This is a genomic window from Shewanella indica (assembly GCF_033842865.1).
Classification (GTDB): Bacteria; Pseudomonadota; Gammaproteobacteria; order Enterobacterales; family Shewanellaceae; genus Shewanella; species Shewanella indica.
Window position 1 is genome coordinate 2,109,290 of sequence record NZ_JAWXXR010000001.1, and the last position, 20,496, is coordinate 2,129,785.

The 20,496-nt window shown below is 51.6% G+C and carries 13 protein-coding genes; 10 read left to right on the top strand and 3 right to left on the bottom strand.

Features of this window, described 5'->3' with window-relative positions:
* Positions 1 to 604: 604 nt before the first annotated feature.
* The 3 genes from hemE (at position 605) to SIL79_RS09605 (ending at position 5,531) form a co-directional block, all read left to right on the top strand.
* Positions 605 to 1,669, top strand: a complete 1,065-nt coding sequence (gene hemE / locus SIL79_RS09595; RefSeq protein WP_039034841.1) for a uroporphyrinogen decarboxylase — start codon at positions 605 to 607, stop codon at positions 1,667 to 1,669.
* 434 nt (positions 1,670 to 2,103) lie between these two features.
* Entirely contained in the window at positions 2,104 to 4,701 is a 2,598-nt protein-coding gene (locus tag SIL79_RS09600) for a putative bifunctional diguanylate cyclase/phosphodiesterase (protein ID WP_071476154.1), read from the top strand.
* 26 nt (positions 4,702 to 4,727) lie between these two features.
* Entirely contained in the window at positions 4,728 to 5,531 is an 804-nt protein-coding gene (locus tag SIL79_RS09605; protein WP_071476148.1) for an SDR family oxidoreductase, read from the top strand.
* Between the two features lie 53 nt (positions 5,532 to 5,584).
* On the opposite strand, the gene SIL79_RS09610 is transcribed toward SIL79_RS09605, so the two are convergent.
* Both SIL79_RS09610 and SIL79_RS09615 read right to left on the bottom strand, forming a co-directional pair.
* Entirely contained in the window at positions 5,585 to 5,809 is a 225-nt protein-coding gene (locus SIL79_RS09610) for a hypothetical protein (RefSeq protein WP_039034839.1), read from the bottom strand.
* A 74-nt stretch (positions 5,810 to 5,883) separates the two neighbouring features.
* Complete coding sequence (locus tag SIL79_RS09615) at positions 5,884 to 7,527, bottom strand: methyl-accepting chemotaxis protein (RefSeq protein WP_233962916.1); 1,644 nt, start codon at positions 7,525 to 7,527, stop codon at positions 5,884 to 5,886.
* Positions 7,528 to 7,866: 339 nt separating this feature from the next.
* Here SIL79_RS09615 and uvrD point away from each other — a divergent pair, with 339 nt between their 5' ends.
* The 4 genes from uvrD (at position 7,867) to SIL79_RS09635 (ending at position 12,754) form a co-directional block, all read left to right on the top strand.
* Positions 7,867 to 10,032 (top strand): DNA helicase II, encoded by a 2,166-nt coding sequence (gene uvrD, locus SIL79_RS09620; RefSeq protein ID WP_039034838.1) that lies wholly within the window; start codon positions 7,867 to 7,869, stop codon positions 10,030 to 10,032.
* 102 nt (positions 10,033 to 10,134) lie between these two features.
* Positions 10,135 to 10,995, top strand: a complete 861-nt coding sequence (gene ubiA, locus SIL79_RS09625) for a 4-hydroxybenzoate octaprenyltransferase (RefSeq protein ID WP_039034837.1) — start codon at positions 10,135 to 10,137, stop codon at positions 10,993 to 10,995.
* 150 nt (positions 10,996 to 11,145) lie between these two features.
* Positions 11,146 to 12,186: an NAD(P)H-dependent flavin oxidoreductase gene (locus tag SIL79_RS09630; RefSeq protein ID WP_162207064.1), complete on the top strand. Its 1,041-nt coding sequence runs from the start codon at positions 11,146 to 11,148 to the stop codon at positions 12,184 to 12,186.
* Positions 12,187 to 12,325: 139 nt separating this feature from the next.
* Positions 12,326 to 12,754, top strand: coding sequence for a hypothetical protein (locus SIL79_RS09635; protein WP_025009251.1), 429 nt, complete (start codon positions 12,326 to 12,328; stop codon positions 12,752 to 12,754).
* Between the two features lie 153 nt (positions 12,755 to 12,907).
* On the opposite strand, the gene SIL79_RS09640 is transcribed toward SIL79_RS09635, so the two are convergent.
* Positions 12,908 to 13,480, bottom strand: a complete 573-nt coding sequence (locus SIL79_RS09640; RefSeq protein ID WP_162207065.1) for a nucleoside triphosphate pyrophosphohydrolase family protein — start codon at positions 13,478 to 13,480, stop codon at positions 12,908 to 12,910.
* A gap of 289 nt (positions 13,481 to 13,769) precedes the next feature.
* Between SIL79_RS09640 and SIL79_RS09645 the strand changes: the two genes are divergently transcribed.
* The 3 genes from SIL79_RS09645 to SIL79_RS09655 all read left to right on the top strand — a co-directional run bounded on the left by SIL79_RS09645 (position 13,770) and on the right by SIL79_RS09655 (position 20,453).
* Complete coding sequence (locus tag SIL79_RS09645; protein ID WP_039034834.1) at positions 13,770 to 14,486, top strand: response regulator transcription factor; 717 nt, start codon at positions 13,770 to 13,772, stop codon at positions 14,484 to 14,486.
* 52 nt (positions 14,487 to 14,538) lie between these two features.
* Positions 14,539 to 16,707, top strand: coding sequence for a tetratricopeptide repeat protein (locus SIL79_RS09650; protein ID WP_319619209.1), 2,169 nt, complete (start codon positions 14,539 to 14,541; stop codon positions 16,705 to 16,707).
* Positions 16,708 to 16,997: 290 nt separating this feature from the next.
* Positions 16,998 to 20,453, top strand: a complete 3,456-nt coding sequence (locus SIL79_RS09655) for a S8 family serine peptidase (RefSeq protein WP_052248163.1) — start codon at positions 16,998 to 17,000, stop codon at positions 20,451 to 20,453.
* The last annotated feature ends 43 nt before the right edge of the window (positions 20,454 to 20,496 follow it).

The following is a 20,496-nucleotide window of genomic DNA, read 5'->3' on the forward strand; positions in this document are numbered from 1 at the left end:
ATCCTTATCGCCGCACCTGTACCTAATTTAGGTGACAAGTTAACCAGTGATCAACTCTTTTCGGCGTGTAAATGGTTTTTTTACTCATGGACAAACCAGTTGTTTTGTATACAAAAACAACTCAAATGTTAAATTGTGTATCCGGATGCGGATTGGAAAATAAAAAGCCCAGCGGTAGAAACTACAGCTGGGCGAGGAAAGTTTTAACGGGCTCGATGTGACGAGCTTCTTGATTGTTCTTGCTAGCGCAGACTTTTTATACCAAAGGGTGGGAACCTGTGCAACTTTTTTCTGTCATAAGACGTTCGGCTGACGCCTGGATCTTTATACTTTTGTTGTAAAAATGTGAGCTGGCGCAATTGCGTTGCCGTGTCTCGCGGCGCATTAAGTCTGTGGTGGCCGAGTCGTTAGTCTCTATCGTCAATTCGGTCATAAATTTGTCCATTTCAGTTGCCCAATAAAGCTTGGATGGGATCAAACTCTTCTCCGGAATGGTATTTATCCATGCCTCTGGTCACATAAATACTCAGACACAGGTTACAATGCAGCCGCAAATGCTAAACTAGCGAACCAGCAGATCTCAATCGGAGTAGGAATAAGCCCAATGGCAGAATTAAAAAACGATCGTTATTTACGTGCGCTGCTCAAGCAACCTGTTGATGTTACACCAGTTTGGATGATGCGCCAGGCTGGCCGCTATCTGCCAGAATATCGCGCTACCCGCGCCGAGGCCGGTGACTTTATGGCGCTGTGCCGTAATGCCGAGCTGGCTTGTGAAGTTACCCTGCAGCCGCTGCGTCGTTTTGAATTGGATGCGGCAATCCTGTTTTCCGATATTTTGACTGTGCCTGATGCCATGGGTTTGGGCCTGTATTTTGAAGCAGGTGAGGGGCCTCGCTTTGAACGCCCAACCGATACCATTGACGCCATCAAGAAACTGGCTATTCCGGATCCGGAAGATGAGCTCGGTTATGTGATGAAAGCCGTTAGCACCATTCGCCGCGAACTCAAGGGCGAAGTACCGCTAATAGGTTTTTCTGGTTCACCTTGGACACTGGCTACCTATATGGTTGAAGGTGGTTCCAGCAAGGCCTTCGAAAAGATCAAGCGGATGATGTATGCCGAGCCTGCAGCATTGCACATGTTGCTGGACAAGCTGGCTGACTCAGTGACCCTTTATCTGAACGCCCAGATCGCCAATGGTGCACAAGCCGTGATGATCTTTGACTCTTGGGGTGGGGCGCTGTCACATGCGGCTTATCGTGAATTCTCCCTGCGTTATATGCAGAAGATCATCGATGGTTTGAACCGTCATGCCGAAGGTCGTCAGGTTCCTGTAACCCTGTTTACCAAGGGCGGTGGTCTATGGCTTGAAGCTATGGCTGAGACAGGTTGTGATGCCCTGGGGCTGGATTGGACCATAGACATAGGCGATGCCCGTAAGCGTGTCGGCGATAAGGTTGCCCTGCAGGGCAATATGGATCCTTCGACTCTGTACGCATCGCCTGAGCGTATTCATGAAGAAGTGGCGCAGATCCTGGCCAGCTATGGTCAAGGTACAGGCCATGTATTCAACCTGGGTCATGGTATCCACCAGCACGTGGATCCTGAGCATGCCGGTGCCTTCGTTAAGTCGGTACATGAGCTGTCTGCCCAGTACCATAAGTAAGTTAGTATTCGTTTATTAAAAAGGCCCGCAGTGCGGGCCTTTTTAATGTTAAAACAATAACATGTTGTCCGGGCTTGCACCCTTGGATAACATTAATGCGACTGAGTGGCTGTGTCTTAGGGGGAGGACTAACCTGATTCTGCGGTGGACAGGAACCCATGCTGAATTACCCGGAATACAGATTTAGTTCCTTACCATTGATATTTTCAATTTGACAAATTGTGCTCCAAAGCACGTATCTATCTCTTTTTTCCTGCGCCAAATCAACACAAGCCTGTAAGAGTCAGGGCAAGCTGGTGCAGTTTGTCGCGGGCAAAGGGCGGCAAACTGGCGATGATGCCAGTCAAGAGTTTTAACCGGTCATTAAATGAGGTATGTTGCCTGCCGGAGTTCGGTCACTCTTGATATCCGATCACAATCAGCCGTGGTTTAAGATGCACATTGGCAAAAAAATAGGCGTGTTCATTCTGGGGTTCTGTATTCCGGCCCTGCTTGTGGTCGCCTACTGTTTGAATTTTTGGTTTGAATACAGTCTGGGTCAGTTCCGGCAGCAAACGCTGGAACATGAGTATGTCGGTATTGAACAACAGTTTACCCGAGAGTCCCGGCGTCTGCTGCAGCTGGCGCGTCTCTATGTCCCCATTCTCGAAATGCCGTCAGATTCATTGTTAGCCGGTTGGGTTGAGGGGTTACAGTCATCCAATATCAGTCTGTTTCATCTACATCAGGGCAAGGTAACGGCGCTGGCCAACGGCAAGACCCGGGTGCTTGAGCAAAAAGTTCCTCCTGCCGATATGTTTGCTGCTTTGGATAAAGAAGCGTTTGGCGCTGCTGTCGTCAATGGTCAACCGCTGCAGATTGGCTTCTATCGTTTTGACGATGACGAGGCTTTGATCGTCACTCGTTTGCTGACCCCTGTGCACCTACAGAGTCTTGGGCAGACCAATCTTATCCAATCTGTGACCTTGGTTCCGCTGCGACAGCCTGTGAGTATAGGGCAGCATCTTAAGCTTTTCAGTCAAGTTCCCGTACCGACACTGTTGGACGAGCCTTTTGTATTACAGATCAGACAACAGAGCGATGCCTTTGAACGTCTGGAGTGGCAGAGTTTACTTGTGGTGATGCTGCTATTGCTCGGTGGCATGCTGATGGTCGCCATCGGTTATTTGTGGTTACGACGCGGGTTGCTAAAACCTTTCGACCGACTGATGACAGAGCTTAAGGAGATAGATCCCAGCGCCAGGCGTTATACCCATATTAGTGGTTGCGGCGGCGCTGAATTCAAGGTGTTGGCTGACAGGATCAACAACTTGTTGTTGCGGATATTTCAGCAAAACGAACGTTCCCGTATCACCCTTGAATCCATTGCCGAAGCGGTAATCCTCACCAACAATAAGGCCAAGGTTATCTACCTTAATCCGCAGGCTGAATCCCTGCTTGGGCTGCGTAGTCAACAGGCATTGGGGCGAACGCTGGATTCTCTACTCAAGAGTGACGATCAACTGGATGAAGAGTTACTCGCCTTTATGTCCAGTGGTAACCGACAGCCCGAGTACAGTAAGGTCACTCTGCAGATGCAGCAGCCGAGGATTATGGAACGGGCTGTGAGCAATCTCTGTAACCACAAAGGTAAAGTGATAGGTGCGGTGACAGTGCTGCGGGACATTACCCAAGAAGAAACCCTCAAACAGCAACTCAGGTTGAAGGCCAGTGTCGATGGTATTACCGGGCTTTATAATCGTAGCGCCTTTGAGGAACGCTTGCCCGGCTTTGCCGAAGGCGCCGATACCCTGGCGCTTTGTTATCTGGATTTGGAGCAGTTCAAGCTTATTAATGATAACTGTGGTCATGACGCCGGCGATCAGATGTTGGTGATGGTTGCCAGAGCCATAGAATCCTGCTTGCAGGGCGATGAAATGTTGGCCAGACTCGGTGGTGATGAGTTTGGCTTGGCTGTCCGTAACCGCAGTGCTCTTGAAGTCGCCAAGCTTTTGAAGCAGTTGGTGAAGCAAGTTTGTTTGCAGGTATTGCCTTGCGGCGGTGCCCATTACCGGGTGGGTGTCAGCAGTGGTGTGGCCTTCCATCGAGGCCCTTGCATGGCCCCGGCCGAACTGCTCAAGGATGCCGATATCGCTTGTCTGGCGGCCAAGCGCAAGGGCAGTAATCAAATTCACTTCTTTGATGATCGCAATAAAGAGCTGGCTAATGAGCGCAATGCCCCCAAGTGGGCTGTGCGTATTGCCAGAGCCATAGAAGACAAAGAGTTATTGCTCTATTTTCAGCCAATTAAAGGACTCAATGGTTGTTGTCGCCGTCAAAGGTTGGAGATCTTGCTGCGGATCCGCGACAACAGTGGCCGTATTTTGCCTCCGGCACAGTTTATTGCGGCGGCAGAGCGCTTCAAGTTGATGCCGGAAGTTGATAGGGAAGTTATCCGTAAAGCCTTTCTGTGGCTTTCCGAGCATTCGCAGCTCTGGTCTGAGCTTTGTGTTTCCATCAATCTTTCCGGAAACAGTCTGGGGAGCGAGGGCATGCTGGACTATATCGCCGAGATGCAGGGGCGTTATGGTATTCCCAGCTCCTGTGTCTGCTTTGAGATTACAGAAACCAGTGCTATCCAGAACCGAACCCGGGCGATGGAAATGCTCAACCAATTGCGCCGCTTGGGATTTGCCTTCGCCCTGGATGATTTTGGCAGTGGCTTTGCTTCTTACGGTTACTTGCGGGAACTTCCGGTGGATTATGTCAAGATAGATGGTTGCTTTGTTCGTCATCTGGCCAGCAATGCCAAAGACTATGCGATAGTTAAATCCATTCATGATGTGTGCCGGGTCATGGGGATAGAAACTGTCGCCGAGTTTGTCGAAAACCAGGAAATAGTGGACAAGCTGTTGGAGATAGGGGTTGATTATGCTCAGGGTTACGCCATAGGGCGCCCCAAACCTCTGGAGCAATTTTATCAGTGGCAGAAGGCTCATGAGCAGCAGTTGCAGGGATTGCACTTGCAAGAGGAGTATGCGAGCTTAGCCTGATAACTTCGACTGACAATGGACTGTAGATGGAAGGACTTGCTAATAAGGTCATAGTGATTACCGGTGCCTCGGAAGGTATTGGACGGGCGCTGACGCTGGCATTGGCACCACTCGGTGGACAACTTGTGCTCAGTGCACGCAACGAACCCAGATTACGTACCCTGGCGATGGAGGTCGAATCGGTCGGCGGTGCGTCGCTGGTGGTCTGTGGTGATGTCGGGCGACAACAGGACTGTGAAGCCTTGATAGCCACGGTAATCGAGCGCTTTGGTCGGCTGGATATATTGATTAATAATGCCGGCATGACCATGTGGAGCCGCTTCGATGAACTCAAGCAACTGGATATTCTTGAACAGCTGATGCGGGTCAATTATTTGGGACCTGCCTGGCTGACCCATGCGGCGCTGCCGCATCTGAAGGCTTCCCAAGGGCAAGTGGTCGTGGTGGCTTCCGTGGCTGGTCTCACTGGGGTGCCAACCCGCAGTGGTTATGCTGCTTCCAAACATGCTGTAGTGGGGTTCTTTGACTCTCTGCGTATCGAATTGGCCGAGGATGGTATTGCAGTGACAGTGATCTGCCCTGACTTTGTGGTTTCCGAGATCCATCGGCGGGCGCTGGATGGTGAGGGTAAGCCACTCGGGACTTCTCCCATGGCGGAGAGCAAGATCATGACTGCCGAAGAATGCGCGCAGATGATGCTGCCGGTCATAGCCGGGCGGGGCAGGATGCTAATTACCTCCTGGCGTGGTCGTCTGGGACGTTTTGTTCGCCTTATTGCTCCAGCATGGGTGGATAATCTTGCCCGCAAGGCAATAGCGTCCGGGCACTAGCCCAAAAATAGATAAGCCTCCGCAGTGGAGGCTTATTTAGGTTATTTTAGAGATTACTTTTTGTCGTTGAGGTGCTGGACTATGGTGGCCTTCGCCTCTTCATGGCTAGCCTTGGCAGCTTTGGCTTGAATATGGGCTGTGGCTTTGTGGCCGGTTAAATCCTCGGCGATATGTAGCCAATCCGGATGCCAGTAAAACTGGCTGCCTTCCAGGGTTGACCAGTTGTGTACTCCATGAGTTTCACCGTTATATACCAAGTCTTTGATTGAATATCCCATAGTCAGTCTCTCCAAGTCGGAATGGTATTATCATGCGGCCGTTGTGGCCGCTTGATTGTGACAAAGATCTCATTTTAGGTGCGAAAACGGCTGATCAAATGCGCCAGATTGTGGGCTAACTGACTCAGCTCCTGGCTGGATTGAGATACCTGCCCTGTTCCCATTGACACCCTGGAGGCGGCATCACTGATATTGGTGATGTTGACCCCCAACTCGCCGGTAACCGCTGTCTGTTGTTCGGTGGCACTGGCCACCTGAATCGCCATATCGTTGATGATACTGATGGCGGCACTAATCCTTTCAATCGCATCACTGGCCTCATTGGCACAGCGGACACTGCCTTGCATACGTTCACGGCTCTTTTGCATCACTTCATTGGCATGTTGAGCCCTTTGTTGCAGCTGCTCTATAGTGCCTTTGATTTCCAGCGCCGAGCTTTGGGTGCGGCTGGCGAGGGTGCGTACTTCATCGGCCACTACTGCAAAGCCTCTGCCGGCTTCACCGGCCCTGGCAGCTTCGATGGCGGCATTGAGGGCCAACAGGTTGGTCTGGTCCGTTATCTGGGCGATCACTTCCAGCACCATGGCTATGGAGTCTGAGTCTTTCTGTAATTGATTTATCACTTCGCTGGCGGCGGTGATTTCTGCATCTGAACTTTGAATGGTATCCAGAGTTTGCATTACCACTTGCTGGCCTTCAGTGGTGGCTTGCACCCCTTGGTTGGCTTGATCGGCGGTTTGTGTGGTGTTGCGGGAGATGTCGGCAATCGAGCTCTGTAGCTCTGTCATAGCGGTGGCTACCTGATCGACCTCAGAGCGCTGCTGTTGCATCTCCTCGGCAGATTCAGCGGCGACAGCAGTCATCTCCTCCACAGCCGCAGCCAGTTGTACCGAGGCGGCGCCTATCTGGGAGATCATTTCATGCAATGTGGTACGCATCTGTCCCAGAGTTTCTGCCAAATGTTTGAATTCGCTGCCGCTGAATTTCTCCATCGGGATGGCGCTGGCGAGATCGCCCGAAGCGATTTTTTCCAGCACTTGCGTGGTGGCGCCAAGGGGGATAAAGATTCGTCGCAGCAGGAACCAGCCGGCTCCCAGTGCCAGGGTTACAAAGAGACAGAAGACGATAACCAAACTGCTGCTGAGGGATTGAATCGCCTGTTCACTGGCGCTTCTGGCAGAGCTGACCTTATTGGTTTCCAGCTCCATCAAGGCTTTGAGCTCGGTCTCGACATTGTTGTAAATATGCCAGGATTCCATGGAGGTCAGCATGTTGGCGGTGTTTTCCGCAAGGTCGTTGCTGTCTTGAGCCAAAAACTGCTTATGCAGTCCCATAAAGGCCTGCAGCGGCGCATCCAGCTTGTGCAGCTGCACCAGGGTATCTTGTCCGGCACCCTGTTTAAGTTGCTGTAATGCCGAGTTGATCGCCAGAGTCTGATCTTGAAGGTACTGACGTGACTCCTCACTCATGGGAGCGTTCAGTACCCGTCTCAAGCTGTAACCCAGCTGTTCCCGTCTGAGGCCGGATACCAGTTGCAGTAAAGAGGCGGCCTGATCATTGCTGTGGTACTCCCGTTCCAGCAGGCTTATTTGGCTTTTCACCTCCTCTAGGTGATAGCCAATGGTGCCCAATGACAGGCAAAACAGTGCTAAAAGCGCAGCAAACAAGGTGATTAACAACTTGCGCAAAGAAAGATTGGAAAAGATGGCTTGGTTCAAAACCCGGCTCCCAAACAAATGCATGAAAAATATAGTGAATGTTTCAAGATCCTAGGTCTTTGCTCTGTTATAAACTGTGAGTTGTGGCAATTTAATAGGTAAATGTTTTAACTTTTAGTATTTTTGATTGTTAATATTATTAAGTCGTTATTTAGTAATGATTTAATATGAACTTTTGAGACTGTATTTTGTTTTTGAACAAAGTAGGGGAAATACCGATGAAGCCGACTCTGTTTTGCCCTCTTACCTTGAGTCCGGTTCTATCAGTAGCCTGCCAAGGCGCGTAGGAGCAATGGGTCTTTCCTGCTATAATGCGCGCTCGTTTTTGTGGAGGCGCGAATGGACGTATCTTCTTTATTGGATGGCCTGAATGACAAGCAGCGTGAGGCGGTAGCCGCACCTCAATCGAGCATGCTGGTGCTCGCCGGAGCCGGTAGCGGCAAGACCCGGGTACTGACTCACAGGATTGCCTGGCTGCTGCAGGTGGAAAACCAGAGCCCGTACTCCATTATGGCGGTGACCTTTACCAATAAGGCGGCCGCCGAGATGCGGGAGCGGCTGGAGAAGATAGTCGGCAACCATATGGGCCGTATGTGGATTGGTACCTTTCATGGTCTGGCCCATCGTCTGCTGCGCACTCACTGGCAGGATGCTGGCCTGCCGCAGAATTTTCAGATCCTCGACTCGGATGATCAGCTGCGCTTGCTCAAGCGTATTCTCAAGAGCCTGAATTTGGATGAGAAGCAGTATCCGCCGCGGATGGTGGCCAGTTATATTAATGGTAAAAAGGATGAAGGTTTACGCCCGAAGCATCTTGATGGGGGGATTTTCCCCATGGAACAGAGGCTGATTCAAATCTATCAGGTGTATCAGGAATCCTGTGATCGTGCCGGGCTGGTGGATTTTGCCGAGATACTCTTGCGGGCTCACGAGCTGTTTCTCAACAAGGAACATATTCTGGCCCACTATCAGGATAGATTCCGCAATATTCTGGTGGATGAGTTTCAGGACACCAACGCCATTCAATATGCCTGGATCAGAGTACTGGCAGGCAAGAGCGCCAATGTGATGATAGTGGGCGACGATGACCAGTCCATCTATGGCTGGCGCGGCGCCCAAGTGGAAAATCTGCACAAGTTTTTGCAGGACTTTCCCAATGCTGAAACCATTCGCCTGGAGCAAAACTACCGCTCCAGCGGCAATATTCTCAAGGCCTCCAACGAACTTATCGCCAACAACCCGGATCGGCTGGGTAAACAGTTGTGGACCGAAGATGTCGATGGTGAACCCATCTCAGTTTATTGTGCCTTCAATGAGATGGATGAAGCCCGCTTCATCATAGGCCGCATTGGCGACTGGCAGGACAAGGGCGGCAGTCTCAGTGACTGCGCCATCCTCTATCGCAGTAATGCTCAATCACGGGTATTGGAAGAGGCCTTGCTGCACAAGGGGCTGGCTTATCGCATCTATGGCGGTTTGCGCTTCTTCGAGCGTCAGGAGATCAAGGATGCCATGGGGTACCTGCGTCTGATTGCCAACCGCGATGATGATGCCGCCTTCGAGCGGGTGGTCAACACTCCCGCCAGAGGTATAGGCGATCGCACCCTGGATATTCTCAGAACCACAGCCCGGCAGCAGCAACTGACTCTGTGGCAGGCCTGCGTCCGTTTGTTGGAAGAGAAGGTCTTGGCAGGCCGCGCCGCCAATGCGGTGCGTGGCTTTATGGACTTGATAGTGCAGCTGCGCAGTGACACCGAAGAGCTGCCTCTCTATCGCCAAGCGGATAGAGTGATCCAGGATTCCGGGCTCAAGGCCATGTATGAACAGGAAAAGGGCGAAAAGGCTCAGGCCAGAGTGGAAAACCTCGAGGAACTGGTCACCGCGGCGCGCACCTTCGAAGTGCCGGAAGAGCTGGTGGACATGGGGGAGTTGAACGCCTTCTTATCCCATGCGGCGCTGGAGGCGGGAGAAGGCCAGGCTGATGCCCACACAGATGCGGTGCAGTTGATGACGCTGCACTCGGCCAAGGGGCTGGAGTTCCCGCTGGTGTTTATGGCCGGTGTTGAAGAAGGGCTGTTTCCCAGTCAGTTGTCGCTGGAAGAGGGCGATCGTTTGGAAGAAGAGCGGCGCCTGTGTTACGTGGGCATGACCCGCGCCATGCAGCAGCTGTATATCACCTATGCCGAGTCGCGCCGCATCTATGGCCGTGAAAACTATTCACGGCCGTCGCGCTTTATCAAGGAGATCCCGCCTCAGTACCTGCAGGAAATTCGTCTCAAGGCGCAGGTGGCCACCCCCATGGCCAATAACAGGTTCAGCAAGTCGCAAAGCAGCTTCAACGACACGGGCTTCAATGTCGGCCAACGGGTGCTGCATCCCAAATTCGGTGAGGGGATAGTGACCAATTTTGAAGGCCAGGGCGCACAGGCCAGGGTGCAGGTGAATTTTGATGACTTCGGCAGTAAGTGGTTGGTGGTGGCCTACGCCAAGTTAACCGCGTGCTGACAGCCCGCATAGGAAAATTCGCGTTTTGCGGTGTCAATCACACTGTTGCTGAGTCATAATGCTTGGCAAATTTAAGGCTGAGATGTGTTGGAGAGCCTACCGATGAACTTGAGGGAAAAAATTGACGTCTATGCCCGTCTGTCGCGACTGGACAGACCCATAGGGACTTTTCTGCTGTTGTGGCCCTGTTTAATGGCGCTGTGGTTGGCGGCCGGGGGCTTACCGGATCTCAAGGTGTTGATCATCTTTATCATAGGTGTGTTTGTGATGCGCGCCTGCGGCTGCATCATCAACGACTATGCAGACCGTGAATTGGACACCTATGTCGAGCGCACCAAGGCCAGACCTTTGGCCAGTGGCGAGGTCACAGTCAAAGAAGCGCTGGGCTTGTTTGTCGTCATGGGGCTGTTTGCCTTTGGTCTGGTGTTGCTGCTTAACCCTCTGGTGGTGAAGCTCTCCCTTGTCGGTATGCTGCTGACTATCATCTATCCCTTCACCAAACGCTACACCAATATGCCGCAGATGTTCCTCGGCACAGTGTGGAGCTGGTCGATCCCCATGGCTTATGCCGCCCAGACAGGTGAAGTCCCTGTCGAAGCCTGGTGGCTATTTGCCGCTAACTGGTTCTGGACTGTAGCCTACGACACCATGTATGCCATGGTGGACAGGGACGATGATCTCAAGGTGGGGATCAAGTCCACCGCGATTCTGTTCGGCCGTTACGACAGGCAGATCATCGGCCTGTTTCAGCTGGCGGCGCTGGCCTGCTTTATGACTGCAGGTTATGTGGCCGAGCGAGGAGCCCTTTATCTGGTAGGGCTACTGGCCTTTATCGGCTTTGGACTTTATCAGCAGAAGCTGATTTATGACAGGCAGCGGGCACCCTGCTTCAAGGCGTTTCTCAACAACAACTGGGCGGGTATGGCTTTGTTTGTCGCCTTGGGGATGGATTACCTGCTCTGAACGACATTGAGTTTGACTATCAACGCCGCGATTCTCGCGGCGTTTTTGCTGGTGCAAACCACTGCCAACCGTTAGTCTGAACAGCCGGGTTAGTAAACCAAGCAGCGGCAAGAGGTGCTGCTGAGGACTGAAGCAAGAAGGAGTCTTGGTATGTTGATAGAACAACTCTTTGGTATTGAATTACCGCTTATTCAAGCACCTATGGCCGGTGCTCAGGGGGTGCCGCTGGCTTTGGCGGTCGCTTCTGCCGGTGCGCTTGGCTCCATTCCCTGCGCCATGTTATCCCATGACAAACTCAAGCTGGCAATAGAAAGCTTCAGGCGTCAGAGTGACCGGCCGCTGAACCTTAACTTCTTTTGCCATAAGCCACCCGAGGAACAACCCGAGCGTTTGCGTACCTGGCTGCAGCAACTGGCGCCTTATTACCGTGAATTCGAGGTCGAAGAACTCGGCGGCGGTGCTGAGCGGCGTCCCTTCGATGCCGAGGTGGCCGCGGTTATAGAACCCTTTCGTCCCGAAGTGGTGAGTTTTCATTTCGGGCTACCCTCCACCGAACTGATGCTCAGGGTCAAGAGTTGGGGCACCAAGGTGATTGCCTCGGCAACCAGCGTCGCTGAGGCCAAATGGCTTGAATCCAGAGGCGTGGATGCCATCATAGCCCAGGGCCTGGAAGCCGGTGGTCACAGAGGCCATTTCCTCAGTGATGACTTGACTGAGCACAGCGGTACTTTTGCCCTGTTACCGCGCCTGGTACAGGCGGTGAAGGTGCCCGTGATTGCCGCCGGTGGTATTGCCGACGCCGCCGGAGTGCAGGCGGCCATGGCTTTAGGGGCGGCCGGGGTGCAGGTGGGTACGGCCTATCTCCTGTGCCCGGAGGCCGAGATCAGTGAACTGCATCGCCAAGCGCTGAAAGATCCGCAAATGAATCGCCATACGGCACTGACCAATCTCTACAGTGGCCGTCCGGCCAGGGGCATAATGACCCGTTTGATGCGTGAGTTGGGGCCTTTGGGGCAAGCGCCGGACTTTCCACTGGCGGCCAATGCCATTGCGCCGCTGCGCGCCGCGGCAGAAGCACGCGACTGCTGTGACTTCAGCCCGCTCTGGTGTGGTCAGAATCCGGAGGGATGTCGGGAAATTCCCGCCGCCGACTTGACCCGTGAGTTGATGGCGGCCTTTATCAGGGCTTGAGCTTTTTCTGGTCTAGTGTATGTAACTGGTTGTATCATTGCGAATTAGTCACTCCTGCAACCGGTGGAGTGACCCTATCTTAAGATGGACTGCAATCAAAGCTTTGACTGCGGCGTAGAGCCGCAAAAGGGAGATATAGATGAAAAAATCACTTGCTCTGGCGCTGCTGGCCCTAATGGTCAGTGCCAACGCCGCGGCGCGAGATACCATAGCCCAGTATCCGGTGCAGGAACTGCTGCAGACCGAGAAGGCCAAAGAAGCCCTTTACGATGTGCCACTGTATTTTGCCACTCAGGCGCATCCGGAGATCAGCAAGAGCTATGGCGAGGTGATCACCAATAAAAAGACCAATGCCTTTGGCAAGTCAGATCGCGAAGCTTGTGAGTGGGTGATGTTGAGTGCCCTAAAGGCGTTGCAGGAGCGCGCCGAGCGTGAGGGGATGGACGCCGTGGTCAATATCCAGTCCTATTACAAGAAGCGTGAGTTTGCCAGCGAAACCGAATATGAGTGCGGCGCCGGGGCTATCATGGCCGGAGTTGCGCTGAAAGGGACCTTGGTGAAGTTCTAACGGTGAAGTTCTAACGGTGAAGTTCTAACGATGAAGCACTCACAGTTTTGAACGCTGAAAAAGCAGACCTGGAGTCTGCTTTTGTGGGCGAGCGGTTGGGAACCTGTTTGGTTCCCCAAAGGCGAGTGCCAGTTTAGGATTGAACGCCGAGCGTTACACCAGATCCTTGAGGTTGGCTGGACGATAATAGACAGACTTGAGCACCTTGCCCTGGCGCACTGTTTTGCCGGTCATTTCCACATCTTTGGCGCACTTGGCTATCAGGAAGTCACCCTGACGGCTACCGACAATTTCCACCCCTTGCTTGGCATAGTGGGCCACGGTGTCGGCCAGTTCTTGCTCATTGCGGCACACCTTGCTCATGTTGCTGGCATGCACTTCATCCCAGCAGGGCTCAAAGTCGATAGCTTTGTTGGCGGCAACCTGCAGCAGCAGATCTATCAGGTAGCTGATCTCCAGTCGCTCCCCGACTTGGGTGCAGCCCAAGTGCACCAAGCGTCCCATCAATACATACACGCTGTCGACTATGGCGTCGGCCTGTTCAACCTTGTCGTCGGCTTCGGCCAGTTCGGTCAGCTCTTCGCTGATAAGTGAGGTGTGCAGAGTGTCTGCCTTGGCATCTAGGGTCTCAGGAGAGTCGACCGGCAGATCGAAGGTGGTTCGGAATTCGTGAATATCCCGGTAGAGCTTGCTGTATAGCTCTTGAGTCAGCAGAGTCAGTTTCATTGCTTGGGTTCCAGCTTGGGCAAAGGAGGGGATGATAAAGAATTACCGGGTTTGAGGCAAAGTTTGGTTACTGTGCCTGTTTAAAATCTGCCTTTGCTCGGCTTGATGCTGACACCCCAGGTTGTCACCTTTGGATTTTGTGCCAAGCTGAACTTTGTATCTGGAGTTGCCCTCGGACCGTTTTTTGGGCCCTTCCCCTGAGAAGCATTAATCACACTTGAGATACAAAGTTTGAATTTTGTACATAATTACATACAATCAAATTCATAGCTTTCGGGGATGTGACATCATGGATTTGAGTGAATTTATCCTGTTGGTTGATGACGATCAGGAATTAACAGAGCTGCTGAGTGGCTTTTTGACCAAGAATGGCTTTGAGGTCCGAACCGAAGCCAATGGTGTAAATGCCGCCAGACGCATTATTGACGAACGCCCCCGATTGGTGGTGTTGGATGTCATGCTGCCAGAGATGGATGGACTTTCTATCTGTCGCGAAGTTCGTAGTCGTTATCCCGGCCCCATCCTGATGTTAACCGGGTTAGGGGATGATATTGATGAAGTTGCCGGGCTTGAAACCGGAGCGGATGACTATATTGCCAAGCCGGTTCGTTCCCGGGTGCTGTTGGCGCGTATTCGCAGCTTGCTGCGCCGCTCGGAACGACAAGAAAGCCAAGTTCAGGAACCAAGAGCAAATCAGAGTGAGACCCATTTGGCTGTCAATGGTTTGCGTCTGGACAAGCTGGAGCGGACTGCAAGTTTGAATAACCAAGATCTTGAACTTACCCTGGCCGAGTTTGAACTGCTGTGGCTTTTGAGCAAACATGCTGGCCGGACTCTCGCGCGGGATGCTATTTGCGAACACTTTAAAGAGCTGGGTTATGACAGCACACCGCGCACTATAGATCTTCGAATTTCTCATCTGCGACGCAAGATGGATGATGATCCCAAAGAACCCTCCCTAATTAAAACGATACGTGGTCAAGGCTACGTACTGACCCTGAGTTAAGATGAAAGTCTTCTTGGTAGTTTCCAGATTTCAAGGCCGTTCTGGGGCGTTAATGCCCTGGCTCTTGGGATTGTTACTGCTGATATTGCTGCCATCTTGTCAGGAAGCGGAACGTTCATCTTTGGTCTCGGATGAGCATAGTCAAATCCTCGAACTGCTTGATTTGGCTGCCGCCTCACGCCATCAAGACCCAATCAAAACCATAGACTACAGTACACAGGCTCTGCGACTACTGGAAATTGAGCCTGACCCAGGTTCCGAGGTGATGGCGCTCAGTAATCTGGCCTGGGCGAAAATGATGTTGGGGGAGTTTGCCGAGGCTGCGGACTTTGGCGAAGCTGCGTTGACTTTGGCCGAGGAGCAGCAGCAAGCTGAGATCTTGGTGGTACCGCTCAATGTCGCCGGTCTGATTTATTGGCGTCAGAGTCAGTTGGATAAGGCTCTAACCTATTATCAGAGAGCGCTTACAGTTGCCAATAGCCTGAAAAACAGTTCTTTTGAAGCGACCACCTACAACAATATGGGTCTTATCTACAGTGATAAGGCTGAATATCAGTTGGCACTGGAGTGTTTTACCAAGGCCAGGGATCTACATAGAGGACTGGACGACTCAAGAGCATTGGCGCTGGCGTTGAATAATATTGCAGGTATTCATGCGACTTTGGGCGATTTTGGTGAAGCGCTGGCAAATCAACAGGAGTCTTTGAGGATCAGGGAGCAGTTGGGCGATAAGTCAGGTGTGGCGGAATTGCATCACAATATGGGGATCACTTATGAGCACATAGGTGATTTGCAGGAGGCTATGGCGCAGTTGCAATTGGGACTGCAGGGATTCGAGGCCTTGGATGACAAGACCGGAATGGCACAGGCGCTGACAGCTCTCGGGACAGTGCAGCAAAAATTGAATAGAAAGGTGGCGGCCAAGGCTGCCATGAAACAAGCTCTGATCTATGGTGAAGAGCTTAAAGACGGTAATGTCACTGCCACGGCTTTAATGAGTCTTGGTAAGCTTTCCTTGGACATGGGCGAGTATCCTATTGCCCGGCGTTATCTGGAGCGAGGCCTGGCTACAGCCGACCGATTGGGGCTGGTCGCCTTGCAAGCCCAGGGAAGGCTGAGTCTCGCTGATTATTTTTTGGCGACCAATGATGTGGATATTGCCCGTGAAAGAGCCGAGCAGGCATTGCAATTGGCGCTTGCCAGTGGCGATCGTGGTCAGCTCAGAGATACCTATGAACTCTTGTCAAAAATACATGAACGTAAAGGTAATTATCGCCAGGCGTTGTTAAACCATAAAGAGTTTAAAAGTATCAATGATGCGCTTTTTAATGCCAACTCCAGTGAGCGTCTGGCATGGCTGCGCAGTTCATTTGAAGATGAAAAACGCCAGCGACAAATCACTTTGCTGGAAGGCGAGAAAGCCTTGCAACAAGAGGTTATCAAACAACAAAAGTTTACCCGCAATCTTTGGATCGTGGCGCTGGTAGCGGCTGCGGCTATTCTGCTGCTGCTCTATGGTCGTCATAGTCAATCGCGGGTAAATCAAGCCTTGCAACGTTCGATAAAGATGCAAAGCGATCTAATGCAGGCAGTGGCGCACGAGTTCAGGGCGCCACTGGCCAGGGTGCAACTGGCTTTTGATATGCTCATCGAAGCCGAGGTGGACGAAAGGCCGCAATTGGAAGACAGGGTACTGCGGGGCCTGGAAGAGTTGGATGAGCTGATCCGTGAAATCGTCAAGCTGATTAAAGCCGAAGGCAGTCCGAGGCGAGCGCCAACAGAGTCTTTGTCGCTGGCGCCATTATTGCAAACTTTGGTGGTAAGGCAGCATCCCTTGTTCCCCGAGAAAAAGATCACCTTAACGCCAGTCGATCCTGAAATATCTGTCATTGCCAGTAAGAAGCATTTGGAATGGGCAATAAACAACTTGCTATCCAATGCATTGCGACACTGCCATCAAGAGGTTCGGCTCAGTTGTCAGCTTGAACAAGGGCAGGTGAATATCATAGTGGACGATGATGGTCCCGGGGTGCCGACTGCAGAAAGAGAACGGATTTTTGAACCTTTCATCCGTCTCGATCCCAGTCGCACCCGTGCCACCGGCGGTATAGGCTTGGGGTTGGCCATCGCCCGACGATTGGCCGAAAATAGTCGGGGGCAAATTCGTGTCGGCGATAGTCCAATGGGCGGGGCGAGATTCGAACTCGTTTGGCCCTGTTAACTTCTTGTTCCTGCTAAATATACCTGCCATCAAATTGTATTTCTTTAGATACACTTCATAACATTCCTTGCTGTTTTTAAGCGGATCTTAGCGTTCTTCAGTTTTTTACCCTGGTGAGACTCAGCTAGTTTTTGCTGCTGAGGATCCACTTTGCTTGGAGTGATGGTGTAAGAACGCTATTGTTAAAAAAGTTTCTTTTTTGTTTGAATTTTGTTTGTTTCGTGTCTAGATTGTATGTGTTCGCATACATAACGATTATAGCGAGCACTCTTAATCACAGGAGACTACAAATGAGAAAGCCGCATACTCGCTTGAGCCGATTGACTTTGGCCATGCTCTCTACTTCCCTGATGGCAGTGACGGTTCCGTCACTTGCCGCCAAGAAACTAGAACCCAAACAAGACTTCGATAATGCCTCTGTTATTGTTAAATTCAAAGAAACCGCAAAGAAAGCGGACCGTAAGCAGTTAATGGCTCAATTCGGTTCTTCATTCAAAGATAAAAACCATGATGGCGTTGATGATCGATTTCGCCATATTGCCAAGGGTCGACTGGCTGAATTGACAGTTCCCCGGGGGCTGGATGCCCGCGCTATGGTGGAACGGCTCAAGCATAACCCCCACATCGAATACGCTGAACTCAACCACAGATTTTATCCTTCGGTTATCCCCAACGATCCAAGCTACGGCCAGTTGTGGGGTATGCCAAAAATCAATGCGGAGCAGGCCTGGGAGATGGAAATGGGCTCGCGAGAGGTAGTCGTTGGGGTGATAGATACAGGTTTTGACTACACTCACCCGGATCTGCGAGACAATATTTGGGTGAATCCCAATGAGGTCCCCAATAACGGTATCGACGACGATGGCAACGGTTATATTGATGATATTCACGGTATTTCAGCCATTAATGATAACGGCAATCCGCAGGATACCCATTACCATGGCACGCATGTTGCGGGAACCATAGGGGCGACCGGCAATAATGGCTCGGGAGTGGTTGGGGTCAACTGGAATACTGCCATGGTAGGTTGCTCTTTCCTGGGTAACCAAGGTGGTACCACGGCAGATGGTATTCAGTGTATTGATTACATGGTTGATTTGAAAAACCGTGGCGTAAATATCCGAGTGTTGAACAACTCCTGGGGCGGTGGCTCATTCAGCCAAGCTTTGGAAGATGCTATTACGGCAGCCAATAATGCCGATATTCTGTTTGTCGCCGCGGCCGGTAATGATGCGATTGATAATGATGTCAATGACAGCTGGCCCGCCAACCATGATGTACCCAATGTGATGGCCATTGCCTCTACTACTCGCGATGATGAAATGTCTTACTTCTCTCAGTGGGGGCTTAATACGGTTGATATGGGGGCTCCAGGCTCGGATGTTTATTCCACTGTTCCAGGGAGTGATTACAATACCCTGAGCGGGACTTCCATGGCGACTCCCCATGTGGCAGGGGCTGCCGCTTTGATTTTGGCCGCCGATCCAACCCTGACTACGGCCGATGTCAAGAATATCCTAATGTCTTCTGGCGACCCCATTGCAGCATTGGAAGGTAAAACCGTGACAGGTAAGCGCTTGAACCTGGAGAGTGCCTTGAACATGGCCGGTGCCGGTGGTCCTGGTTATTATCTGCTGGTGAGTCCTGCCAGTCGCACTGTGAACCAAGACTCGTCTGTGACCTTTGATATCGACATGAACGCCGTGGGTGGCTATAACGGCAATGCCAGTTTCAGTGCTGATGTGCCAGCGGGCTTGAATGCAGCGGTGAGCTTCTCCAGTAACACAGTACCGGCCGATGGTCGCACCACAATGACAGTCTCCACAGATGTCAATACTACCCTGGGCAATCACATCATTACTATTAATGCAGTTGATGGTGATATCCACAAGAGTATCGATGTCAGTCTGCTGGTGTATCCTGCCGGTACGTTCAGCACTACCTACAGCAATGAAAATCCGCTGGCGATCCCCGATGACAATGCCGATGGTGTAAGTAGCGTAATCAATGTACCAATCAACCTGACATTGACGGACCTCGTGGTCAATCTGGACATAGCACATACCTATATAGGTGATTTGCTGGTGACTTTGACTTCGCCCAGCGGTCGCACAGTTACCCTGCATAATCGTACCGGCGGCAGTGCTGATAACCTGGTAGCCAGTTATGCAGTGGAAGACTTTGATCTGGAAGAGGCTTTAGGTGATTGGATTCTTCACGTCACAGATTCAGGATTCCGTGATACCGGTACTCTCAAAAGTTGGAGCATGGATGTTACAGGTGGATCTCAGCCTGGTACCAATCTGCCTCCTACAGTGACTATAGGTGCTAACCTGCAAAATGCTCTATATTTGCCGGGTGATGTAGTCAATTTCGTTGCTGATGCAACCGACTCAGAAGATGGTGATGTTCGTGCCTCACTGGTGTGGACTTCCAGCCTCGATGGTCAAATCGGCACAGGTGGAAACTTCTCCCGCTCGGATTTGAGCCAGGGGACTCACCAGATCACAGTGACAGCCTTTGACAGTCAAGGTGTGGTGAGCAGCCGTGAGTTCTTTCTGTACATTGTTAGTGACGGCACCGTTGTTTCCTATGAGGACAGCAGGGTTCAATCCATCCCTGATATGGGAAGTGTGGTAGCTGAGATTAATGTTCCCCTTGGTGTGAAGATCAAGGACATGAGCCTGTTTGTGGATATTATGCATGGCTTCAACAACGACTTGTTGATCCATTTGGTGTCTCCGAACGGTACTACGGTTGAGATCTTCGATGTGCGCGGTCCGAACGATAACTACCGCGATCTGATTAAAACATTCTATCCTGTTGAGTTTAATGGAGAAGTAGCTACAGGTATTTGGCAATTGGTCATTAGGGATGAATGGAGCGGTGACGCAGGTCGACTGAACAAATGGAGTTTGACTTTTACCCACGACGGTATTGGTAGCACACCTGTTAACGCAGCTCCGGTTGTTGGTATTAGCGCTCCAGTGGGGGGCAGCAGTTTTATTGAGGGTGACACTGTGGCCTTTATGGGCTCTGCCAACGATGCGGAAGATGGTGATGTAGCTAATACCCTGGAGTGGACATCCGATCTGGATGGCCTGATTGGTCAAGGCGCGTCCTTTAGCACCAACAGCCTGAGCGTGGGGCAGCATACAGTGACGGCCAGCGCAGCCGATAGCCAGGCTGCTAATGGTGTGGCCCTGGTAACTTTGACAGTGGAAGCAGCGCCTGTGAATGAGTTGCCGAGCGCTGAGTTCAGCTTCCAGGTGAATCATCTGGATGTGAACTTTGCCGATGCTTCCGGTGATAATGATGGGGCAGTGGTCGCTTGGGCTTGGGACTTCGGTGATGGCAATATTTCATCACTGGCCAATCCAAGCCACAGTTATGCCTCTGGTGGTAGCTATGAGGTGACGCTGACAGTGACAGACAACAGTGGCGCCAGTCACAGCATCAGTAAGCAGGTGAGTGTTGCCGCGGCTATCAGTCTCAGTGGTGCCGGCAGTACAGACGGTAGCAAGGTGAATGTCAACTTGAACTGGAATGGCTCGTCAGCCCGAGCTATCGACATTTATCGTGATGGTCAACTGATCGACAGTACCCGAGATAGAGGCAGCTATAAGGAACGTTTCAACAGCAGTGCCGAAAGCTTTGAATACAAGGTATGTGAAGCCGGCAGCAATATCTGCTCTGAACTTATCACTGTGACCCCTGAGTTAAGCCGCAAAGGAAAAGGTAAGTAACCTATTTGGTTTGTATTGAAAGCCGCCTTAGTTAAGGCGGCTT